Source organism: Streptomyces sp. NPDC107454, from assembly GCF_055582885.1.
Window position 1 is genome coordinate 26524 of sequence record NZ_JBVJPA010000015.1, and the last position, 15751, is coordinate 42274.

General features: G+C 70.5%; 14 protein-coding genes. All 14 read right to left on the reverse strand.

Annotation, left to right across the window (positions count from 1 at the left end):
• Positions 1–2 precede the first annotated feature (2 nt).
• Positions 3–968, reverse strand: a complete 966-nt coding sequence (locus ACZ69M_RS34900; protein ID WP_470056268.1) for a FecCD family ABC transporter permease — start codon at positions 966–968, stop codon at positions 3–5.
• Between the two features lie 56 nt (positions 969–1024).
• Complete coding sequence (locus ACZ69M_RS34905; RefSeq protein WP_470056654.1) at positions 1025–2065, reverse strand: ABC transporter substrate-binding protein; 1041 nt, start codon at positions 2063–2065, stop codon at positions 1025–1027.
• A 92-nt stretch (positions 2066–2157) separates the two neighbouring features.
• Complete coding sequence (locus ACZ69M_RS34910; RefSeq protein WP_470056270.1) at positions 2158–6498, reverse strand: amino acid adenylation domain-containing protein; 4341 nt, start codon at positions 6496–6498, stop codon at positions 2158–2160.
• Entirely contained in the window at positions 6485–6742 is a 258-nt protein-coding gene (locus ACZ69M_RS34915; RefSeq protein WP_470056272.1) for a phosphopantetheine-binding protein, read from the reverse strand. The genes ACZ69M_RS34910 and ACZ69M_RS34915 overlap by 14 nt, the downstream gene beginning before the upstream one ends.
• Positions 6743–6856: 114 nt before the next feature.
• Positions 6857–8443, reverse strand: a complete 1587-nt coding sequence (locus ACZ69M_RS34920; protein WP_470056274.1) for a long-chain-fatty-acid--CoA ligase — start codon at positions 8441–8443, stop codon at positions 6857–6859.
• Positions 8444–8464: 21 nt separating this feature from the next.
• Positions 8465–9013 carry a (2E)-enoyl-ACP glycyltransferase gene (gene scoD, locus ACZ69M_RS34925; protein WP_470056276.1) on the reverse strand — a complete coding sequence of 183 codons (549 nt, stop codon included), beginning with the start codon at positions 9011–9013 and terminating at the stop codon, positions 8465–8467.
• Entirely contained in the window at positions 9010–9900 is an 891-nt protein-coding gene (gene scoE / locus ACZ69M_RS34930; protein ID WP_470056278.1) for a (3R)-3-[(carboxymethyl)amino]fatty acid oxygenase/decarboxylase, read from the reverse strand. The genes scoD and scoE overlap by 4 nt, the downstream gene beginning before the upstream one ends.
• 22 nt (positions 9901–9922) lie before the next feature.
• Positions 9923–10162, reverse strand: a complete 240-nt coding sequence (locus ACZ69M_RS34935) for an acyl carrier protein (protein WP_470056280.1) — start codon at positions 10160–10162, stop codon at positions 9923–9925.
• Entirely contained in the window at positions 10159–11208 is a 1050-nt protein-coding gene (locus ACZ69M_RS34940) for a beta-ketoacyl-ACP synthase III (protein ID WP_470056282.1), read from the reverse strand. The genes ACZ69M_RS34935 and ACZ69M_RS34940 overlap by 4 nt, the downstream gene beginning before the upstream one ends.
• A gap of 58 nt (positions 11209–11266) precedes the next feature.
• The gene (locus ACZ69M_RS34945) at positions 11267–12640 is read right to left on the reverse strand and encodes an MFS transporter (RefSeq protein ID WP_470056284.1); all 1374 of its coding nucleotides are present in this window, start codon (positions 12638–12640) and stop codon (positions 11267–11269) included.
• Positions 12641–12860: 220 nt separating this feature from the next.
• Complete coding sequence (locus tag ACZ69M_RS34950; RefSeq protein WP_470056286.1) at positions 12861–13616, reverse strand: aspartyl/asparaginyl beta-hydroxylase domain-containing protein; 756 nt, start codon at positions 13614–13616, stop codon at positions 12861–12863.
• Positions 13617–13742: 126 nt separating this feature from the next.
• Positions 13743–13940, reverse strand: a complete 198-nt coding sequence (locus ACZ69M_RS34955) for a hypothetical protein (RefSeq protein ID WP_470056288.1) — start codon at positions 13938–13940, stop codon at positions 13743–13745.
• A gap of 204 nt (positions 13941–14144) precedes the next feature.
• Positions 14145–14747 (reverse strand): sigma-70 family RNA polymerase sigma factor, encoded by a 603-nt coding sequence (locus ACZ69M_RS34960; RefSeq protein WP_470056656.1) that lies wholly within the window; start codon positions 14745–14747, stop codon positions 14145–14147.
• A 227-nt stretch (positions 14748–14974) separates the two neighbouring features.
• Positions 14975–15724, reverse strand: a complete 750-nt coding sequence (locus ACZ69M_RS34965) for a hypothetical protein (RefSeq protein WP_470056290.1) — start codon at positions 15722–15724, stop codon at positions 14975–14977.
• Positions 15725–15751: the final 27 nt, after the last annotated feature.

Genomic DNA, 15751 nt, shown 5'->3' on the forward strand with positions numbered 1-15751 from the left:
CTTCAGTCCAGGCCCTTGTTGCGGCGCAGCAGCCACAGGAAGAAGGGAGCGCCGAGCAGGGCGGTGAGGATGCCCAGAGGCAGTTCGTTGGGGCGGGTGAGGGTGCGGGAGAGCAGGTCCACGAGGACCAGGTAGACGGCACCCAGCAAGGCCGTCAGAGGCAGCAGCCGGCGATGGTCGGCGCCGATGGTCAGCCGTACCAGGTGCGGGATCATCAGGCCGACGAAGCCGATGCTGCCCGCGACCGCGATGACCGTGCCGGTCAGCAGCGCGCTGAGGACCAGCAGGACGGCGCGCAGCCGGTTGACGTCGACGCCGAGCGCGGTGGCGGACTCGTCCCCGGCGAGCAACACGTTGAGCCGGCGGCCGAACAGGGAAAGCAGCACGGTCGTGACGAGCACCACGACGGTGACCGTGGGCACTTGGTCCCACTGGGCGCCCGCGACGCTGCCCAGCATCCAGAACATCACCGTCCGCAACTCGTTCGGGGTCGCCTGGAGTTGGACGAAGCTGGTAGCGGAGAGGAAGACATAGCCGACGGCGACGCCCGCGAGGACCAGCCGGGTCGGGGCCATCCGTCCTCGGCGCTGTCCGAGCGCGAACACGAGGGCGCCGGAGGCCACCGCGCCGAGGAAGGCCGCCGCCGACACCCCGAGCCCGGCGAGCGCCACTCCCCCGCCCAGGGTGATGACGAGGACGGCGCCGAGCGTGGCGCCGTAGGAGAAGCCCAGCACGATGGGGTCGGCGAGCGGGTTGGAGACCACGCTCTGCAGGACCGCGCCGGAGACGGCCAGGCCCGCGCCGACCAGGGCCGCCAGGACCACCCGCGGGGTGCGGAAGTTCCAGACGATCTGGTCGAGCGCCGGGTCGGAGGGTGCCGACCCCGCGCCGGTGACGTGGTGGAGGACGATCCCCCATACGTCACCGACGGGGACGTTGACCGCGCCGATGCTGATCGCCACGATCATGGTGGCGGCCAGCGCGACGGGCAGCAGCGTGAAAGCCAGCGGGACCTTGAGCCGGGTCAGAAGGCTTGCGGGTGCAGCATCTTGGCGACCTTCTGAACGGCCAGGTCGTTGCTGGGGCCGAGGTACATCGAGTCGGACAGCGTCACGTACGTGTTGTTCTTGGCGGCCGGCCACTGGGGGAACTCCTTGAGCAGCTTCTTGGCGTATGCCGCCGGGTTGGGGTCGTTGTAGCTGATGACGACGAGAGCGTCGACGTCGGTGGCGGCCACCTTCTCCTTGCTCAGGTCGGCGAAGGTGGTCTTGGTGGCGGTCGCGAAGGCGTTGGCGCCGCCGGCCTTGGTGAGGATGTCGTTGATGATGCCGTTGGCGACGACCGAGCTGAAGTCGTTGCCGCCCATGGACATGTTGGAGAAGAGCACCATGACCTTCGGTTTCTTCTCGCCCTTCACCTTCTGCGAGACGGCCGCGACGCTCTTCTCGGAGGCGGCGATCAGCTTCTCGGCCCTGTCGCTCACGTTGAAGACCTTGCCCATGTCGCGCAGCAGCTGGTAGCTGTCGGCGACGGTCATCTTGGAGGGGTCATCGGCGCAGCCCTGTGGGGAGACGTAGCTGTTGGCTCCTACCTGCTTCAGCTGCTCGCGGGTGGCGAAGCCGTTCTTCTGGTCGAAGCCGTACGTGGTGACGGACAGCACGAGGTCGGGGCGCAGGCCGAGCATGGCCTCGCGGGGGATGTCGTAAGCCTCGTTGAGCTTGATGTCGCCGGTGGGCAGCTTCTTGATGGCGGCGGCCCGGCCCGGCACCTCGGACATGCCGTAGCTCTGCTCGTTGGCGACGATCTTGTCCCCAAGACCGAGGGCGAGCAAGGTGGAGACCTCGGCGACGGAGGCGCCGTTCATCACGACGACCCGGCTGGGGGCCTTCTCGAAGGTCTCCTTCTCACCGCAGTTGTCCAGCGTGACCGGGTAGCCGCTCTTCGAGGCCGCGGCCTCGGTCGTCGTGTCGCTCGCCTTGCCGTCGGACGATGAGCCACATCCTGCAGTGAGCAGACAGAAGGCCGTGGCCAGGGCGGCGGCAGCGGCCGGCCGGTTCATCGACATGCGGGCTCCTTGCGTGAGGGATGTGCTCATGGGCTGAAGGTTCTGTTGCAGTAGTCGGGTCGAAGTGGCCGTGAGTTCCTGGCAGTTGTGGGCTATTTCGTGGGAACCCGGGAGCGGGGCCCGTACCGTCGGGCGGGGGCGGGCAGCACACCGGCCGCCACGCAGTGGTCCAGGTAGCGGAAGAACAGGTCGCGGTCGACGGGCGAGCAGGTGATGCCGCTGCCGTCCAGGCTCGCGCGGACCCGCTCGGCGCGGACGTGGCCGAGGCGCAGGTCCGTCGGAGCGGCCTGTTCGTCGGCGCCCTCATGAGTGGAATCGAAGAAGGCGAGCGTGGTGGCCGCCACGTCGGCCGAGCGGGGCAGCTGCTTCCGCCAGCCCGTGAGCGGCAGGGTTCGTACCGGATAGCCGTACTCCCGCACCCAGTCGTAGACGTCCGCGAGCCGTACGCGTGGCAGGGTGGCGTGGTTGAAGACCGGGCCTGCGGCCGTTGCCTCCTCCTGACTCAGACACAGGTGGACGAGGGAACGCGCGACGAAGTCCACCGGAGTCCAGACCTCGTCCTCGAAGAGCTCCGGGACGATCCCCTCCGGTATGCCCGCCCGCAGCACACTCCACAGGAAGTCCCGCTCGTTGACGTATCCGGTGTCGGCGGGCCCGACCACCCGCCCCAGCCGGTGGACGGTGACGGGCAGACCGCGCTCCGCCGCCTGTTCCAAGAGCCGCTCGGAGGCCCACTTGGACTGCTGGTAGCCGTAACGCAGTCCCTCATGAGGCGGCAGGAACGCCTCCGGCACCTCGGGACTGCGGCTCGCGGGCGGCGCCACGGACAGGGTGGAAACGTAGTGCAGGGGCGTCGTGTTCACTGCCGCAAGGCGGAGCAGTTGCCGGGTGGACTCGGTGTTGGCGGCGCGCAGGGTGGCGTAGTCGCGCATGATGCTGACGGTCGCCGCGTTGTGGAAGATCGCGTCGCAGCTCGCGGCGAGGTCGGACAGGGTTTCCCGGGACAGTCCGAGGTCGGGTCGGGCCAGGTCCGCGGGCAGGGCCGCGAGGCGGGCCGAAGCACGTTCGTCGAGCGTGATGCCGCGCTGCTCGAGGGTCGCGTGGACGCGGACGGCGGCTTCGGTCATGTCCGCTGCCCGTACCGTGCAGACGATCTCGGCCTCCGTGGTGGCCAGGAGCCGCGACAGCAGATGCGCGCCCACGAAGCCGGTGGCGCCGGTGAGCAGGATGCGCCGGGGGGTGTCATGTGGAGTGCGACTGATGCCGGGCCGGATGCCCGGATCCAGTTCGGTGTCGGCCAGGAGGTTCGCCGGCGCGAGTGCGGCCGGGGCAGGGCTCGGCCGCTCGGCGTCGGCGTCCGCCTCGGCGAGGAAGCGGGCCAGGGTGGCGGCGGTGGGGTGCTGGAAGAGCCAGGCGACCTTCACGTCCCGGCCGAGTGCCACGCCGAGCCGGTTGGCGACCTGGATGGCCTGGAGGGACTGGGCGCCGAGGTCGAACACGTCGTCGTCCACGGTGACGGCGTCAGTGCCGAGGATCTGCCCCCAGATGCCGGTGATGGTCTGTTCCAGGGCGCTTCCAGCGGTGGGCGCCGCCCGGTGAGCGGGTATCTCGGCGAGCGCGGCCCGGTCGATCTTGCCAGCCCCGGTACGGGGCAGCCGGTCGACGAACTCGACGGCGGAGGGGATCATCGCGGCGGGCAGCCTCGCCCGCAGGTGCTCCCTGACCTCGGCGGCGGACGGCTCCGGGGCCTGGGCCGCCAGGTGGGCGACCAGAAGCCTGGTGCCGTCCGGCAGGACCTGTCCGGCGACGGCCGCCTCCCGGATCCGGGGATGGGTGAGCAGGGCGCTCTCGACCTCGGCGGGCTGCACCCGATGCCCGCTGATCTTGAACTCGGTGTCGGCCCGGCCGAGATAGCGCAGTTGCCCGTCCTCGCCGACACGAACCAGGTCCCCGGTGCGGTAGGCGCGGGGGGCGTCTGGCAGTGCGGTGAGCGGGGCGAAGCGTGCGCCGTCCGGCACCTCTGGCCGGTAGCCGTCGGCGAGGGCGGGACCCAGCAGATAGAGCTCTCCGTCGAGCACGGCGGCCCGGCTGCCGGGCAGGGGCAGGCCGATGGGGACGTCACCGGCGGCAAGAGCGGGGTCGTGCAGGTCGGCGACGCTGGCGACCACGGTCGCCTCGGTCGGCCCGTAGGTGTTCAGCAGCGCGACCGAGGTGCCGACCGCCTTGCGCCAGCGCTCGACCCGTTCGGGCAGGGCCGCCTCGCCGCCGATGACGACGGTCCGCACGGCCTCGGGCAGCGCGGCGGCGCCGGTCGATACCGCGTAGGCGAGCTCGTGCCAGTAGGCGGTGGGAAGGTCGAGGACGCTCACCCGCAGCCGTGCGCAGATATCAAGGAAGCGCGGCACCGACTCCGTCATGTCGTCGGTCCGGATCACCAGGGTGGCGCCTGCGCACAGGGTCAGGAAGATCTCCTCCACGCTGGCGTCGAAGTGCAGCGGCGCGAACTGGAGGACACGGTCCTCGCGCCGCAGCCCGTACCGGTGCGTGGCCGCGGCGACGAAGTGGGCCAGCGCGCCATGGCCGATCGCCACGCCCTTGGGCCGGCCGGTGGAACCCGAGGTGTGCAGGACGTACGCCAGGTCCGTGAGCTGTGGCGCCGAGGGCGTGCCGATGGTGTCGGTCCGGGAGTCCGGCCCCTCCAGCAGGAGTACGGCGTGGTCCGGGAAGTCGGCCGCGCGGTCGCCGGTGGTCAGTACGAGTGCCGGATCGGCGTCGGCCAGCAGCCGGGCCGTGCGGTCGGCGGGGGCCTGCGGGTCGAGGGGGCAGTAGGCGGCGCCCGACAGAAGGACGCCGAGAAGGGCGGTGACGGCGTCCGCTCCCCGGGGAAGGGCGACGGCCACCAGGTCGCCGTTGCCGACGCCACGCGCGGTGAGCCTGCGGGCGATGTGCCGTGCGGTGCCGAAGAGTTCGGCGTAGGTCAGGGTCGTTCCGGCGTGCTCGACGGCGACGGCCCCGCCCCGGCGGGCGGCCTGGTCGGCAATCAGGCTCAGCACCGGGCGGGCGGGGGCCTGAAGCGGGCCGCCGTCCAGGACGGGAACGGTCCGGTGCGCCCACTGGCCACCCAGCGGCCGGTCAAGATCGGCGAGAGCCTCCTCCAGCAGCGCGAGCAGGCCCTCCTGGAAGGCGGCCGTCTCGATCGCCGTGTACAGGTCGGGGTTGGCGTCGACGGCGACGCGCAGGCCGGTGCCGTCGCCGCGGTCGTAGACGTTGACCGCCAAGTCGTCGACGGGGCCCGCGGACACGTTGTGGACGGTGCTCCGATGCCCGGCGAACTTCAGGTCGTACTCGAACGGCATGATGTTCACACCCGGACCGGACAGTCGGCGCTGCCCGCCCACCAGCTTCAGGTCACGGCGCAGTTGCTCGTAGCGGTAGCGCTGGTGGGGCAGTCCGGCGCGCAGTTCGCGCGAGACCCGCGGGACGAGGACGCGGAGGCTGTCGTCGGGGGTGACGGGGACCCGCAGGGGCAGGATGTTGCGCACCATGGCGGGCACCCGCAGGGACACCGAGCCGAGGCGGCCCATCGCCGGCAGGCTCAGGACGATCTCCGGGACCCGGGTGAGCCGATGCAGGTGGGCGGCGGTCACCGCGAGCAGCACCTCGGACCAGGTGACCGAGAGCTCGCGGGCAACGGTACGCAGTTGGCCGGCCGCGGCCGGGTCGAGGTCGGTGACGTGACGGTGGAAGGTACGGGCGGGCAGGGCGGACCGGCCCGCCGGGGTGGCCACCGACGGGTGGTCGGCATAGCGGTCGGTCCAGTAGGCCCGGTCCTTGGTGTGGCGGGCGGACTCGCGGTAGGCGTGTTCCTCGGCGCGGACGGACTCCAGGGTGCCGAAGCCGCTCTCCGGTACGGGTTCGCCGGCCATCAGGGCGGTGTAGACCTGGGCGACACGCCGGGCCACGAGCGAGAGGCCGAAGCCGTCGAGGGCGATGTGGTGGACGCGGTGGTACCAGAGGAATTCCTCCGGTGCGGTCCGCAGCAGGGCATGGCCGAAGACCGGGCCCCGGGTGAGGTCGACGGGGCGTGCCATGTCCTGGTCCATCCAGGCCAGTGCGGCGGATTGCGGATCGGATTCGGCGGTCAGGTCGGCGATGTGGGTGTGCCAGTCGCCGGCCGGGGTGCTGGTCTGCCAGGGGCGGCCGGTGTCGTCGGTGTCGAAGGTGACGTTCAGGGCCTCGGTCTCGGCGACGACATGGTGCAGGGCTCGGTCGAAGACGGCCGGGTCCAGCGGACCGGTGATGCGCAGGTACTCGGCGGTGTTGTACGCCGGGCTGTCCGCGTCGAGTTGCTGTCCGGCCCAGATGCCCTCCTGGGCGGCCAGCAGCGGACGGCGCTTGGGCGCGGGCGTGGTCCGGCGCTCAGGCGTCGGCATGGTCCGCTCCTCGCGTGCGTTCGGTGAGCAGCTGCCACCACTGGGCGAAGGAGGTGCGCTCGGCGAGGTCGACGAAGGTCACGTCCGCACCTGCCGCCCGCCAGCGCTCCAGCAGGGTGGCGATGCGCAGTGAGTCCATCCCCGCGTCGAACGGGCCGTCCTCCAGGTCGACTTCGTCGGGCTCAAGGAACAGGCACTCCGCCAGGTCCGCGCGGAAACCGTCCAGAGTGAGGGCATCAGGCATGGGGTTCTCTCTCGGTGGCTCGTCCGGTGATGTGTTCTCGGTGGCTTGTCCGGTGTTGTGCCGTTGGCGCGCCGGTCCGCCCGTGCAGGAGGCGGAACGGCACGGGCGGATTGGTCAGTTGACCTTGCGCGCGCAGTCGCTCCAGAAGCGGTCGCGCAGCGCGCGGCGGAGGATCTTGCCGCTGGGGTTGCGCGGGATGTGGTCCGTGAACTCGTAGCTGGCCGGCAGTTTGAACGCGGCCAGCCGCGGGACGAGGAAGGTGTGCAGGTCCCGCGGGCTGGGCCGCTCACCGGCCGCGGGTACGACGAAGGCGTGTACCTTCTCGCCCCATCGCTCGTCGGGTATTCCGACCACGACGGCCTCGCCCACCCCGGGGTGGTGTTCCAGTACGTTCTCGATCTCGGCGGGGTAGACGTTCTCGCCGGCCACGAGGATGGCGTCCTTGATGCGGTCGCGGATGAACACGTAGCCGTCCTCGTCGAGGTAGCCGGCGTCACCCGTGTGGATCCAGCCGTCGACGAGCGTCTCCGCCGTCCTGTCCGGCAGTCCCCAGTACTCGACCATCCGGGCCGGGGTGTGCAGGCAGACCTCGCCGACCTCACCCGGCGGCAGTTCACGGCCTTGGTCGTCGATCACCTTGGCCCGCACCCCCGGGTAGGGATGCCCGGCTGCCTGCATGAGCGGGCCGCCGGGGACATGGGCGGCCGGCGGCAGGCACACGGCGGTGTTGCCGGTCTCGGTCAGGCCGTAGATCTGGGCGAACTCGCAGTCCAGGACCGCGAGACTCTCCTCCAGGAGTGCCTGGGAGATCGGGGAGCCGCCGTACACCGTCTTGCGCAGGGTGGTGAAGTCCTTCGCGCTCACCCCGGGTTCGGTGAGCATCATGCGGAGCATGGCCGGCACCACGCAGGCGGTGGTGATGCCGAGGTCGCGGATGAGGTCCACGGCCTGCCGGGCGGCGAAGGCGCGCATCGCCACCACCGTCGTACCGGCGTTGAAGTTCTGGGTGGCCCACCACAGCCCGCCCACGTGGAACCCGGGGATGCCGATCAGCGCGATGTCGCCCACCCGCCAGTCGATCCAGTCCAGCCCCTCGCTCGCGAGACCGTCGCGGACCGCGAAGAAGCTGCGGTGGGCGAGCACGACGCCTTTGGGCAGGCCGGTGGTGCCGCTGGTGTAGAGCTGGGCGACCGGAGTGTCGGGTGTGGCCTCGAACTCCGTGTCGTTGTCGGGGTATTCGGCACGCCAGGTCGCGATCGAGCGCACCGGAACAACGGTCTCGGGGGGTTCGGTGGGCATGCCCTCGACGATCGGGGCGAACTCGTCCTCCAGGAACAGCAACCGGGTGCCGGAGTCCTGGAGGATGTGGCTCACCTCGGGCGCGGTGAGCCGCCAGTTGACCGGGACCAGCACGGTGCCGGTCTTCGCGCAGGCGAAGAGGGCCTCGTAGTAGTGCTCGGACTCCTTGCCCAGGTAGGCCACCCGGTCGCCCTCGGCGAGTCCCGCGGCGCGCAGGGCGTGCGCCATGCGGTCGCTGGCGCGGTGCAGGTCCGCGTACGTCAGGGTGCGGTCCTCGCAGATCACAGCGGTTGCCTCGGGCTGCCGGCCGGCGTGGAAGCGAGTGGTGTGGACGAGGGTGCTCAGTTCGGGGTGATGGAGCCTGGCGCCCTTCTGCTGCCGCTCCGGCGTCGATGTCTCCATGAGGGGACTCCCTTCGGTGGGTCAGGGGACGTTGACGAACGCGAGGGTCGCCTCGCCGTCGCACCGGCCGCCGTGGGCGTCCTGGTAGCGGAACGCGGTCTGCGCGTGCAGGAAGGGGCGGGCGCCGGCAGGGGTACGCCGGATCACGGAGCGAAACTCCATCTGCCCCGTGAAGTGGCGGGGGTTGACGGGCCGCCGGAAGTTCGACGCGAAGCGGGCGATGAGGATGTCCGGGAGCTGGTGACGCCAGAAGTCGTCGAGGGTCCAGTCCTCGAACCCGGTCAGCAGTCCTTCCCGCACGGACTTGGCGACCAGGTAGTACATCATCTGGTTGTAGGCGATGTTGACCTCGACCGAGTTCAGATGGCCGGTGTCCTCGATGTAGCAGGACTCCGGGATCGCGAACGCGCCGCGTACGCAGGAGAGTCCGGCGGCGGCCGTGACCTCTGCGGACTTCAGGTATTTGCAGTGCGGCTTGTAGGGCACCAGGACCCGGGTCAGCAGTTCCTCGTCGGTGGGGTACGACCGCAGGGGCGGGGCGGAGGTGCGGTCGGTGGCGGGCGCGGTCACGCGGCGCGCATCCCGTCGTACAGCCTGCGCTCGTCGTGAACGGTGACGCGGTACGAGACAGTGGGCTCCGGTGTGGTGGTGTGGCGGGCCCGGTGGATGAGGCTGCGGTTGTCCCAGACCAGCAGGTCGCCCTTCTCGAAGCTCTGGAGGTGGATGTTGGGGTGCTCGAAGGTGTCGTCGAGCTGGCCGGTGGCCTCGAAGAGGCGCTTGAGCACTTCCTCGTCGAGCGGTTCGCCGTCCTCGTTCTCGATGCCGACGGTGAAGCCCTCGCTGATGTAGAGGACCGTTTCGCCGGTCATCGGGTGGGTGAAGGTGGTGGGCTGCACGACCGGCGGGGTCTTCGTCTCGACCTCCTCGATGATCTCGGAGATCGGGCGGTAGACGTCGTGCGGGCGGATCTTGAAGTACTTGCGGACGGAGTGCCGGCAGCGCGTTCCGGTGACTTCCTTCTTCAGCTCCTCGGGCAGCCGCTCGTACGCCGTGCCCATGTCGATGAAGTACGTGCCGCGGTTCTTCTCCGGGACGACCTGGGGGTAGATCAGGGTGATGCCGAAGGGATCAGGCATGAACTGGTAGTCGGCGTGCCAGAACTTGCCGGTCTTCGGCACACCTATCTGCTTGCCGTTCTCCGGGACGTTCGAGGAGACGAAGATCTCGGGGACCTCCGGGTGCTTGTACATCGGCTCGTAGTAGATCTCGGGGCGGCCGAGGCGCTCGCCCAGAGCGAGGAACCCCTGTGGGGAGAGGTCCTGGCCCTTCAGGACGGCGATCTTCTTGGCGTAGACGGTCTCCTTGAGGGCCCGGACGTCCGCGTCGGAGGCCATGGTGTGATCGAAGTCCTCGACGGTGACGCCGAGCATGGCGCCCGGCTGGTCCGTGATCCGCATGGCTGTCGGTCCTTCCGTGGGTTCAGACGTTGGTGGCGCGGCGGGAGTCGACGAGATCGGCGATCCGGCCGAGGGTGAGGTCGGGCTGGAGTTCGTCGTCGCCGACCGTGACGCCCAGGTCGCGTTCGATGCGGATACTGATCTCGACCGTGGTGAGGGAGTCGACGTCCAGTGCGCCGAGGGTGGCCTCGGGGCGGATGAGGTCGGCGGGTACGTCGTGCAGCCGCAGGATGATGCCGGCGATCTGCTCGTAGGTGGTCATGGTGTCGTCCGTTCCGGTTGCGGATATGGGGCGAGCTCGGGCCAGGTCAGGCAGCAGGAGCCCCAGGTGAGGCCGCCGCCGAAGGCGGTGAGCAGGAGCCGGTCGCCAGGGCGGATCCGTTTCCTCGCCACGGCGTCGGCCAGGGCGAGCGGGATCGAGGCGGCTCCGGTGTTACCGACGGCGTCGATGTTGGCCACGCAACGCTCCCGGGGCAGGCCCAGGTCGTCGGCGACGGAATGCAGGATGCGCAGGTTGGCCTGGTGGGGGACGAAGTGGTCGACGTCGTCGGTCTTCCAGGCCGCCTTGTCCAGGGTCGCCCTCGCCGACGCGGCCATCCGGGTCACCGCGTGCCGGTAGACCTCCTTGCCGCGCATCGCGAAGTGCCGTTCGGCATGGGTGGGTTCGCCGCCGGTGGCACGCTGCCTGGAACCGCCCGCGGCGACCGTGATCAGGTCCTCGTGGGCGCCGTCGCTGCCGAGGTCGAAGTGGCCGACCCTGCCGGGCTCGTCCGCGTCTCCCGCGCGCAGGACTAACGCTCCGGCACCGTCCCCGAAGATGATCGCGTTGGTCCGGTCCAGCGGGTCGACGATGGTGGAGTACGTGTCCGCGCCGATCAGCAGGACCCGGCGGGCCGCACCGGAGGCGATCAGCCCGGCGGCGGTGGCGAGGCCGTACACGAACCCGGTGCACACCGCTCCGACGTCGAACGCCGCGGCGCCCGCCAGGCCGAGGCGGGCGGCCACTACGGGCGCGGTGGCGGGGCAGGGGCGGTCCGGGGTGGTCGTGGTGACGATCACCGTGTCGGCGGGGGTGCCGCCGGCCGAGCGCAGGGCGAGTCGCCCGGCCTCGACTGCGAGGTCCGAGGTGGCCTGACCGGGCTCGGCGAAATGCCTCTGGCGGATCCCGGTGCGGGTGCGGATCCAGGTGTCGTCGGTGTCCAGCCGTGCGGCGAGTTCGTCGTTGGTGACGACACGGGGCGGTACCCATCCGGCCAGTCCGCACAGGACGGCCGCCGGTCCGGGCGGGCTGGGGGTGTTGCTGGGCACGGCTGTTCTCCTCGTCGGGTGAGAACTCTTGGGTGGGTCGGGAAGCGGGGTGAGGTGTCTACGCGGCGACGGGCACGGTTCTGCGCAGCGCCAGGGCGAGCGGCACCCCGCATCCGAGACCGGCCGCTATGGCGAACACGGCGGCGCGGATACCGGTGAGCAGGGCATCGCCGGCCGGACCGTGGCCGACGCCCGACGACAGGGCGACCAGCAGGGCGAGGCCGACCGCGCCGCCCACCTGGAGCGTGGTGGAGGCCATGCCGGAGGCCACGCCCTGGTCCTCGGCGGCGACTCCGGCGGCCGCGACGATCCACATGCCGGTCCAGGCGGCGCCCTGACCGAGCCCCAGCAGCACGATGCCGGGCAGGAGCAGGGGGTACGAACCGTTCCCGGTGAGCGCGAGCCCGAGGGCGGCTGCTCCTCCCGCGCCCAGCATCATGCCGCCGGCCAGCATGCGCCGTACCCCGACGCGGGCGACGGCCCGTTCGCCGGCCTGGGTACCCAAGGCGGTGACCACCGCGGGGACGAGGAACGCCAGTCCGGTCGCGAACGCGCTGTAGCCGCGCACGTTCTGGAAGTAGAGGGTCATGAAATAGGGCAGCGAGCTGAAGGTGGCGCTGTAGAGAGCGGTGACCGCCATTGCGGCGAGCAGCCCACGGTGGGCGAACAGCCGCGCCGGCACCAGCGGGTCGCGCGCACGGGTCTCGACGACCGCGAAAACGGTCAGCGAGATGACCGCTAGTGCGGCACTGAGCAGGGCGGACGGGCTGGTCCAGCCCGCCTCGGGGGCATGCACCAGCAGGAAGACCAGGAGCGTGATCCCGCCGGTGGCGGCCAGCGCGCCGGTGACGTCGAACCGGCGGGTGCCGGTGCGCGGGCCGTCCGCCGGGAAGAGCCGTCGGCCCGACCACGCCAGCGCCGCGGCCACGGGCACGTTGACGAAGAAGACGGACGGCCAGCCAAACGCCTCGACGAGCAGCCCGCCCAGCAGCGATCCGAAGCACAGGCCCCCGGCCCCCGCGGCGCCCCACACCGCCAGGGCCCGGTTCCGGGCAGGCCCCTCCTCGTAGATCGTGTTGATCAGGGCGAGGGTGGCCGGGAACAGCAGCGAGCCGCCGATGCCCTGCACCGCACGGACCGCAACCAGGACATCCGCCGACCGGGACAGCCCGCCCAGCAGCGAGGACCCCGCGTACACGAGCGCCGCGGCTACGAAGGTCCGGCGCCGGCCCAGCAGATCGGCCGTCCGGCCGCCCAGCAGGAGGAAGCCGCCCGTCGTGACGACGTAGGCGCTGACCACCCACTGGAGGTCGTGCGGAGAGAAGCCCAGACCGGTGCCTATGTCGGGAAGGGCGACGTAGACGATGTTGTAGTCGAGCGCGATGACCAGCTGGGCCAGCGCCAGAACGAGAAGGGACAGTCGTGCCCGCACCGGTCAACACCCCCTCATCCCATCAACGGAAAACAATAAATAATTCCGATCGGATAACCCGAACGGGTCGATCATTTTCAGTCACCATAACACCGGGGGGAAGGCTTGAGAACGGCCCACAGAAGAACATTTACCGCGAGAGTGAATTGAATTTCCAGGCAGCACTGAAATCCGACAGTGGCACACTGCCGGATGGTTTTTCGCTGCTTATTTCAGTCGGTCATCCATCTCCCATGAGGCGCCTGATCTCCGTGATGAGCGCGGTGAGCGCCTGACGTTCCGGAATGGTCGTCTCCGGGTGCCAGAGGTCTACGAGCAGACAGGTCCGCGGGCGGTCGCCGGCATTACGTGCCTCGTGTTCGAAGGAGTAGTCGAAGAGGAGACATTTCCCCTCCACCCAGGAACGGGTTTCACCCGCCACCGTGATACCGCATCCGTCCGGAATGTCCACGGCGAGATGCAGATTGATACTGAAGTTCCACAGGTCGCAATGCGGGGCGATGGCCGCGCCCGGCAGCAGGGTGGAGAAATGACATTCCAGAAGGGGGCATATTTTACCCGTCTCGACGGCGAACTCCTTGAGTATCTTGTATGCCGTGGGCACGGCGTCCGCCGATTCCTCGACCAGACCCCCTCCCCGGTACAGGTACAGGGCCTGCCAGTCCTCTTGTCGGCTCAGATAGTGCTCGTAGTCCGAGAACGCCTCCCGACGCCCCGCCCAGGCCGCGGTCACCTCCTCTCTGATCGCCGGATGCGCGGCTTCGAACGCCTCGACGACCGGGATCAGTTCAGGATGGCCGTGGGGATCGTGCCACGGTGTCGGGGACAGCCCCGGCAGGATCCACTTGGCTCCCTTCTGGAGCGGGTGACGCGGCCCCCCTCCCGCGGGCTCCAGCATCCGTTCCACACGCCTGACGGAGTCCGCGCCGTGCTCGCCTCTGACCGCCGCGAAGGCGTTCTCTATCTCGGGTGTCATACAGGCCCCTCCCCGCCGCTACCTCCGTGGCCGACCGCTGTGCCGGCATCGCGGTAGTAGTCGGGTGAAGAGGCCGGGGAGTTCCCGTGATGTTCCGTCAATTACCAAACCTCTAGAGGCACTTGGTCACTCCGGAATCGCCGCAGATGAACGGGGCACACCGGGGCGGTCCGGGGTCGTGCGCGCCCATCGGTCGCGCAGCGCGACGAACGCTGGATCGGCGGTAGACACCGGCACGATCACCGGCACTTCGACGAGGAGGTGGACGAGAGCGTCCCGGTCGGCCGGTTCCAGGCCGTCGGTGGGATAGTCGGCCGGCAGCACACTGACACCCGCTGCCACACAGCCGACCACTCGCGCCAGGTGCAGGCGCCCCTTTCACCCCAAGGGGCTGCCACATGCTGTTGACCCTTATGCCCCAGTAGTCGCCCGCCCCCGCCGTCGGGTTCCCGGCGGCACGGCCCCTTCCGGGGACCGCGCCGCCGAGAGCGCCGGCACTGGCGCTTCCGGCACGCGAAGGCGCCCGGATCAGGCCGCCAGGACGTCTGGCCCGTCGGCCTCCTGGAGCAGCCGTTCCAGGGTGGCGCGGGCTCGGGACACCCGGGAGCGGACCGTACCGACGGGGCAGCCGACAAAGCCTGCCGCCTCCTCGTACGACAGTCCGACCACCTGGGTCAGCAGAAACGCCTCTCTGCGTTCGGCGGGCAGGGCCTCCAGCAGGTCGAGCAGGGCCACGCCTTCGTCGAAGGCCGGCAAGCCGAACGGCTGGTTGCGTTCCACTGCCGTCTGCCAGTCGGTGACATCCGAGATCCGGGGGCGGGCCGCGGCGCGGCGCAGGCTGTCGGCGACCGCGCGACGGGCGATCGACAGCAGCCAAATACGGGCCGAGGCGCGGCCTTCGTAGCGGTGCAGGCTGCCGAACGCCCGCGCGAAGGTGTCCTGGGTCAGGTCGTGGGCGGTCTGGGGATCGCCGCTGAGGTAGGTGACATAGCGCAGCACGTCACCGTGGAGGGCACGGACGAAGTGGTCGGCCGCGTCGGGGTCGCCGCCGCGGGCGGCCAGCGCCCAGGCGGTCGCGGCCTCGTCGGTGGAGGCGCGCTCCGCCCGGGGAGCGGGCAGGACAGAGATCATCACGTGATGTCCTTCTCAGGTCTTCCGGGGCCGGCCCGCACGGGGGCATGGCTCACCGGCACAGGGGTGCGGCCGTACGCGAGAGGTACGGCGATGCCCGGGGCCCGTCAGGACTGTCCGCTCACGGCGGCGCGTTGGCGCGCCGAGGCGAGGAGCCCGCCGGCGGACCCGCACACGCGAGCGCCGCAGAACGAGAGGCGAAGTGGGCCCCGGTGGATCCGGCTGTCTCAGACGACAGCGGCACCCGCGGGCGGCCCGCGGAAGGTGAGGGAACAGCACAGCAGCAGACGCACCAAAGCCGGGCAGGCGGCAACACGGCGCCTGCGCACGGACGGACGGCGGAACGGCGTGGGCAGCGCCAACAGCAGCCGCAGGGGCGCCGCCAGCCAGGCCGCCGCCGCCCGCAGGACACGGAAGACGGCCCGCTCGCCGTAGGCAAGCCACAGCCCGCACAGGACCGCGGCCAGAAGGTGCGCGGCGAACATGCCGACCGAGGTGGCACCGCTCATGGCGGCCATGTCATGCATGCCATGCATGCCGTCCATGTAGTCGAGGCCGGCCATGCCGTGCACCGTGTGCACGGTGGACCCCATGTCCATCCCGCCCATGGAGCCCATGTCCATCGAACCCATCGAACCCATCGAACCCATGCCCATGGCGCTCGTGCCCGCCGAGGAACCGGCGTGGGACAGGGCGGTGGGGGTGGATGCCGACGCGGACGCGAGTGTCTGCGCCAGGGAGAAGGTCTCGTGGAGCACCGCCTGAGCGGCGGTCACGACCGCGACGATCAGGGTCCGGCCGCGCTCCCGGCCGGCCAGCAGCCAGCCCGCCGTGGCGGTCCCGGCCGCGCCCGCGGCCATGGTCCACCAGGGGACGGGAGTTCCCGACATGGTCGCGTGAGCGAGGGCGGCGAGCAGCACGCAGACAGCGGCGAACACGCCGGCCCGCGCTGCGCGGCACCACCCTCGGACAGTCATAGCCCGCCCATCCTCGCACCCGGCGTC

Bases quoted from the DNA above. Each gene is read 5' to 3' on its own strand.
- ACZ69M_RS34960 (WP_470056656.1), bottom strand. From the start codon at position 14,747: ATGATCTCTGTCCTGCCCGCTCCCCGGGCGGAGCGCGCCTCCACCGAC.
- ACZ69M_RS34950 (WP_470056286.1), bottom strand. From the start codon at position 13,616: ATGACACCCGAGATAGAGAACGCCTTCGCGGCGGTCAGAGGCGAGCAC.
- scoE (WP_470056278.1), bottom strand. From the start codon at position 9,900: ATGCGGATCACGGACCAGCCGGGCGCCATGCTCGGCGTCACCGTCGAG.
- ACZ69M_RS34965 (WP_470056290.1), bottom strand. From the start codon at position 15,724: ATGACTGTCCGAGGGTGGTGCCGCGCAGCGCGGGCCGGCGTGTTCGCC.
- ACZ69M_RS34935 (WP_470056280.1), bottom strand. From the start codon at position 10,162: ATGACCACCTACGAGCAGATCGCCGGCATCATCCTGCGGCTGCACGAC.
- ACZ69M_RS34920 (WP_470056274.1), bottom strand. From the start codon at position 8,443: ATGGAGACATCGACGCCGGAGCGGCAGCAGAAGGGCGCCAGGCTCCAT.
- ACZ69M_RS34905 (WP_470056654.1), bottom strand. From the start codon at position 2,065: ATGTCGATGAACCGGCCGGCCGCTGCCGCCGCCCTGGCCACGGCCTTC.
- ACZ69M_RS34915 (WP_470056272.1), bottom strand. From the start codon at position 6,742: ATGCCTGATGCCCTCACTCTGGACGGTTTCCGCGCGGACCTGGCGGAG.
- ACZ69M_RS34900 (WP_470056268.1), bottom strand. From the start codon at position 968: ATGATCGTGGCGATCAGCATCGGCGCGGTCAACGTCCCCGTCGGTGAC.
- ACZ69M_RS34910 (WP_470056270.1), bottom strand. From the start codon at position 6,498: ATGCCGACGCCTGAGCGCCGGACCACGCCCGCGCCCAAGCGCCGTCCG.